The following is a 5309-nucleotide window of genomic DNA, read 5'->3' as shown; positions in this document are numbered from 1 at the left end:
GTAATAAATAGGATATGTCGTCTTTCGTTAATCATTTAAAACTTGTTCGCGCCCCAGCAGGTTTTACGGCACTTTCTAATATTATTGCAGCGTCTGTTCTTATGTCGCATGGACAATTAGATACAAGCATTGCCTATTTATTATTTGCTAGCGTGTGTTTCTACTTTGCTGGAATGACTCTAAATGATTGTTTTGACTATAAAGAAGACCTAGCACAAAGGCCATCTCGCCCGATCCCAAGTGGAAACATATCTTTAACTAATGCCTGGTTAATTGGTATTGGACTGATGGCAATTGGACTTGTGATGTCTTTTCTACATAGCTCCGTGTCTGGATATGTAGGGTTGGCCTTAAGTTTATCGATAGTGGGTTACAATGGTTTGATTAAAGAGGGGCTATTAGGGTCTTTTTGTATGGCTGCCTGTCGTTATTTTAACTGGCTGTTAGGGGCCAGTTTTGTGGCTTTATCAATCAATAGTTTCTTAATCGGTTTACCTATTTTTGCCTATATCACTGGCTTAACTTATTTAAGTAAACAAGAAACCGCAGCTGAAGATAAAAATGCCATTTGGCTAACTGTTTTTGCTTTACTCGTTACTATGCTGTCTTCTTTATATTTAGTTGAATTTGTATTTGTACTTGAAGGTTTACCTCGCATAATTGCTTGGGGTATATTGACTGTCTGGGCTGTGTTGGTTCTAAATAAACTGAGGGCTGTGTTTCAAGCGTTTAGTCCTGAAAATATTCAAAAAATGATTATTTTTATGGTGATAGGCGTGATCCCTTTAGATGCGTTACTCGTGGCTATGGCTGGGCATTATTGGTTTGCTTTGATTATCATCGCTTTGTTACCGCCATGTCGTATGTTAAACAAGCGTTTAAACGCTATTACGTGATCATCTTATTATGTCTGCCGAAAATATTTTAAAAGTTTTAGGACGTCGTTTGTCTTCACAAGAGACGACTTGGTTGAATGAAGCATTAGAGATTATTCAGTCTAGCGATGATCCCATTGAAGAATTACTAAATTTGTCTGTTGTTGTTAAACGTAAAATAACTTCCGTGCAATTTATTGAAAACGAAGGGTTACTGTCTGATCAAGTCAGCGATTTAGTTCGAATTTGTCTACTTGCACAAGTTTTAATCTGTCAAAGCGAGCGAAATATAGCTTCTGTTGGTAAAGCCTATTATCAAGCCGGAGATAGTAGTGAAAAATCTGCTTTTCTCAAAGGTTTAAGCCTTTTGGATCCTAAAGGTGAGGCAGTTAGGCTTGCCGTAAATGCCGCGCGTTGTAACAGCCAAGACGAATTTTCAGCTTTAGCATTAAATAATGATTATCCTAGTCAATATTTTGAAGACCTAAATTTTAATCAATTAGTATTAAAAGCCTTATTTATGGGGTTACCTATTGTTGATTTAAAAGGTTTAGATAAAAGGCTATCAGTAGAATTGTCTAACATGTGTTTTTCTTACGCTGTAGAACAAGCATTAGCGGAGCGTATTCCGCCAGCCTCTTTGTGGTTAGCAGTCAGGTATGCTGATTTGACAGCGGAACATAAAGCTGACTTTGAACAGTATATTCAACACTTTTTCCAAAAAGATGAACAGCATGCCGAAAAACTTTCGGCGCTGATCGCATTTCAGGAACTCACTTTTATAAAGTTGTGATAGTATAACATTAATCTAGCTTGTATTTGTCGATAATAGGCAAACGCACTGGGATTAGACAATAGCTATTATTTCGATCAAAAACATATAATAAAGGCCATAATGAAAGCTACCTAGATAGCATAATGGTGTAAAGGAAATTAATAATGAAATATTTTGACCCACATATTCACATGTTGGCCCGTACTACAGATGACTACCAAAATATGGCAGAAGCTGGCATTGTTGGTGTTATTGAACCAGCGTTTTGGTTAGGGCAACCGCGCACACAAGTTGGGTCATTTATAGATTATTTTGACACCTTAATTGGTTGGGAACATTTTCGCGCATCTCAGTTTGGCATCATGCATTTTTGTACTATGGGTTTGAACCCAAAAGAATCAAATGACATTGAACTTGCAGAAGCGGTAATGAAAATACTTCCTCGTTACTGTCAAAAAGATAATGTAGTAGGGGTAGGAGAAATTGGTTATGACGATATTACTCCTGAAGAAGATCGTTTCTTAGCAGAGCAATTACAACTAGCAATAGATACAAAACTACCAGTATTGATCCATACTCCTCACAGAGACAAGGTATCGGGAACTAAAAGAACCTTAGATGTAATTAAAGAATCAGGTATTGCTGAAGAGATGGTGCTGGTGGATCACCTTACTGAACAAACTCTTCCATTAGTATTAGAAACTGATTGTTGGCGTGGTCATAGTATTTATCCTAATACAAAAATGTCAGAGCCTCGTATGGTTAAGTTGCTTCAAGAGTATGGCACTGACAAAATGATCGTTAATAGTGCCGCTGATTGGGGAGTAAGTGACCCCCTTAAAGTGCCTAAAACTGCGCAAGCTATGTTGGAAGATGGCTTTACTAAAGAACAAGTCGAAAAAGTCACCTTCAATAACCCAATAAATTTCTTTGCTCAAAGTGGCAGGATTTCACTAGATATGGTGAAGAAACCTTTGATAGATCAAACAAAAACTTATCAAGATAATAAAGTGTTACGTGGCCAAGAGCCGATCGTAGAAAAAGGTTAACACATCACATGACGTACTCGTTAAATAGCCTGGCTTATTGCAGTAATGTACATCCAGGCGCTGATTTACAGTCTGTCATTAAAAATATTCAACATCATTTTGTTGCCGTCAAAAACCTTCGTGGTTTGAGCGACATGGCGTCGGGTCTTTGGTTATCAGAACAGGTAGTCAAAGACTTGCAGCAAAATACTGATAAGTTAAATCACTTTAAACAAACTCTACAAACTTGTGGTGTTCGACTCACGAGTTTAAATGGCTTTCCTTTTGGTGATTTTCATCAACCTGTAGTCAAACAAAATGTTTATTTACCCACTTGGGCCCAGCGCGCAAGGCTTGAATATACACAATCTTTAGCTAGTATTTTGGCTGAATGTTTACCAGAAGATGAATCAAAAGGCGCTATCTCAACCTTACCCCTTGGTTATGCAATAGGTTGGGATGTTGAGCAAACTAAACATTCTGTAAAGCACCTTTTAGAACTTGTTACTTTTTTAGCTGACATTGAATCGCAAACCAACAAACAAATTGTGATTTGTATTGAGATGGAGCCCGATTGTGTGCTGCAACATACACATGAGCTGGTGGAGTTTTTCACCAAAGAATTATTGCCAGCAGCTAAACGACAGAATCTAGCTAGTGAAAAGGTTTTGCGTTATTTAGGCTGTTGTTACGATACCTGCCATCAAGCTGTGATGGGTGAAGATATTGAGGGCTCTCTAAATCGGATTACTCAGGCCGGTATTCAAATTGGTAAGATCCAAATATCTAACGCCGTTAAAGCAAATTTATGTAACGACGAACAGGTTGAGCAATTAACTCAGTTATTTGCCGATAAAAAGTTTCTGCATCAAACAAAAGTATTTATTGATGGTGAACTAGTTGAAGAATTGCCAGATTTGGAGTGTAACGCGCTTAAACGTGCTAAAAGAGTCTGGGGTGATACTCTAGGTGGTAGTGACGAACTAGGCGGTGAATATCTGGTAGATGGTGATAATGAAAAAAACATCGAAGCTACTATTCATTACCACATACCTGTTAATCAAGGTGCTGGCGATTTACCTTTCGATTTCTTATCTGCTACTCAAGAAGGTATTTTGTACACTTTGGATTTTTTACAAACTCACGCCTCACTCCGACCATTTTTAGAAATCGAGACGTATACTTGGCTTAATTTCTTGCAACAAGGACAAGATAAATCCAAACGTCTTCACTTAGGGTTTGCAGCTGAGTTTAGTTGGTTAGAAAAAGCGTTAGAAACACGCAACCTGCTTAAATAAAGACTTAACACTCTTGAGCATATCTTCATGTTATTAGGTGATAAATTTTAAATGACAGATCCATTAATTGTATTAAATGTAGTTGGTTTGAGTCCTTATATGTTGGGCGATAACACGCCAAATATTAATAAGTTATTGAGTAAGGGGTATAAGAGCCAGCCCTTGGCTGCTGAGTTTCCAGCGGTTACCACAACTGCTCAGTCTGCAATGGTGACTGGTAAACAAGCTAAAGAACACGGTATTGTAGGAAATGGCTGGTACTTTCATGACCTTGCTGAAGTCGGGTTTTGGAAACAATCAAATCAGTTAGTACAAAGTGAAAAAATTTGGGATGTACTAAAAAAAGCTAATCCTAAATTAAAGGTCTCTAAGTTATTTTGGTGGTACAACATGTACGCCAACGTTGATAACAGTATGACTCCTAGACCGCATTACTTGGCAGATGGTAATAAAATTTTTGATTTATATTCTTCACCTAATGGGTTACATCAAAAAATTGAAAGTGATATTGGCCAGTTTCCTTTTTTCAGTTTCTGGGGACCCAAAGCGGGTATTGCAGCAAGTCAGTGGATAGCGGATGCTGCAACAAAAGAATTCCAATTGAATAAACCTGATTTACAGTTAGTGTATTTACCCCATTTAGATTATTGCTTACAAAAGTTTGGACCAGAAGGGCAGAGCATTCCTGCAGAAATTCAAGCTATTGATAAGATTATTGGTGAAATGGTGGCGGCTTACCCAACAAACGCTGAATTTATGATTGTGTCTGAATACGGCATAACTCAAGTTGATAAACCAATACACATTAATAAAATTTTACGTAAGCACAATTATATCAAAGTGCGTGAAACTCGGGTGGATAGTGGTAGCTATAAGAACAAAACTATAGAAAATATTGACTGTGGTGCATCTTCCGCTTTTGCTGTTTCTGATCACCAATGTGCTCATGTTTATGTTAACGACAAAAGTAAACTCACCGAGATTAAGGGGTTATTGTTAAACACTGATGGAATCGAACAAGTATTAGATAAAGAAGAACAACAAAAGTATGGATTACAACATAGCCGCAGTGGCGATTTAGTGGCGATAAGTCAATCTGATGCTTGGTTTACCTACTATTTCTGGTTAGATGATGAGAAGGCCCCAGAGTTTGCCCGTACAGTGGATATTCATCGTAAAATTGGATATGACCCGGTGGAAATGTTTGTTGATCCTGATTTTAAATTTCCATTATTAGCAGTGATAAAAAGAGTGCTTAAGAAAAAGTTAGGCTTTAGATATTTGATGGATGTGATCCCCCTTGACGCTGAATTGGTGAAAGGCAGTCATGGCC

The 5309-nt window shown here is 37.8% G+C and carries 5 protein-coding genes; all 5 read left to right on the top strand.

The annotated features are described in order from the left end of the window. Positions 1 to 14 precede the first annotated feature (14 nt). Positions 15 to 896, top strand: a complete 882-nt coding sequence (locus ACSHXM_RS20685) for a UbiA family prenyltransferase (RefSeq protein ID WP_435692108.1) — start codon at positions 15 to 17, stop codon at positions 894 to 896. 10 nt (positions 897 to 906) lie between these two features. Then, positions 907 to 1668, top strand: a complete 762-nt coding sequence (locus tag ACSHXM_RS20680) for an EboA domain-containing protein (RefSeq protein WP_435692106.1) — start codon at positions 907 to 909, stop codon at positions 1666 to 1668. A gap of 146 nt (positions 1669 to 1814) precedes the next feature. Continuing rightward, on the top strand, positions 1815 to 2699 hold the full coding sequence (locus tag ACSHXM_RS20675; protein WP_435692104.1) for a TatD family hydrolase: 885 nt from the start codon (positions 1815 to 1817) through the stop codon (positions 2697 to 2699). Positions 2700 to 2707: 8 nt separating this feature from the next. Continuing rightward, positions 2708 to 3976: a metabolite traffic protein EboE gene (gene eboE, locus ACSHXM_RS20670; RefSeq protein WP_435692102.1), complete on the top strand. Its 1269-nt coding sequence runs from the start codon at positions 2708 to 2710 to the stop codon at positions 3974 to 3976. A 51-nt stretch (positions 3977 to 4027) separates the two neighbouring features. Further along, positions 4028 to 5309, top strand: a 1282-nt coding sequence (locus ACSHXM_RS20665; protein ID WP_435692100.1) for an alkaline phosphatase family protein, incomplete at its 3' end; no start/stop codon positions are given.

The organism is Paraglaciecola sp. (assembly GCF_051252315.1).
In the GTDB taxonomy this organism is placed as follows: Bacteria; Pseudomonadota; Gammaproteobacteria; order Enterobacterales; family Alteromonadaceae; genus Paraglaciecola.
This window is presented reverse-complemented; position numbering and strand designations above follow the sequence as displayed.

Bases quoted from the DNA above. Each gene is read 5' to 3' on its own strand.
- ACSHXM_RS20685 (WP_435692108.1), top strand. From the start codon at position 15: ATGTCGTCTTTCGTTAATCATTTAAAACTTGTTCGCGCCCCAGCAGGT.
- ACSHXM_RS20680 (WP_435692106.1), top strand. From the start codon at position 907: ATGTCTGCCGAAAATATTTTAAAAGTTTTAGGACGTCGTTTGTCTTCA.
- eboE (WP_435692102.1), top strand. From the start codon at position 2,708: ATGACGTACTCGTTAAATAGCCTGGCTTATTGCAGTAATGTACATCCA.
- ACSHXM_RS20675 (WP_435692104.1), top strand. From the start codon at position 1,815: ATGAAATATTTTGACCCACATATTCACATGTTGGCCCGTACTACAGAT.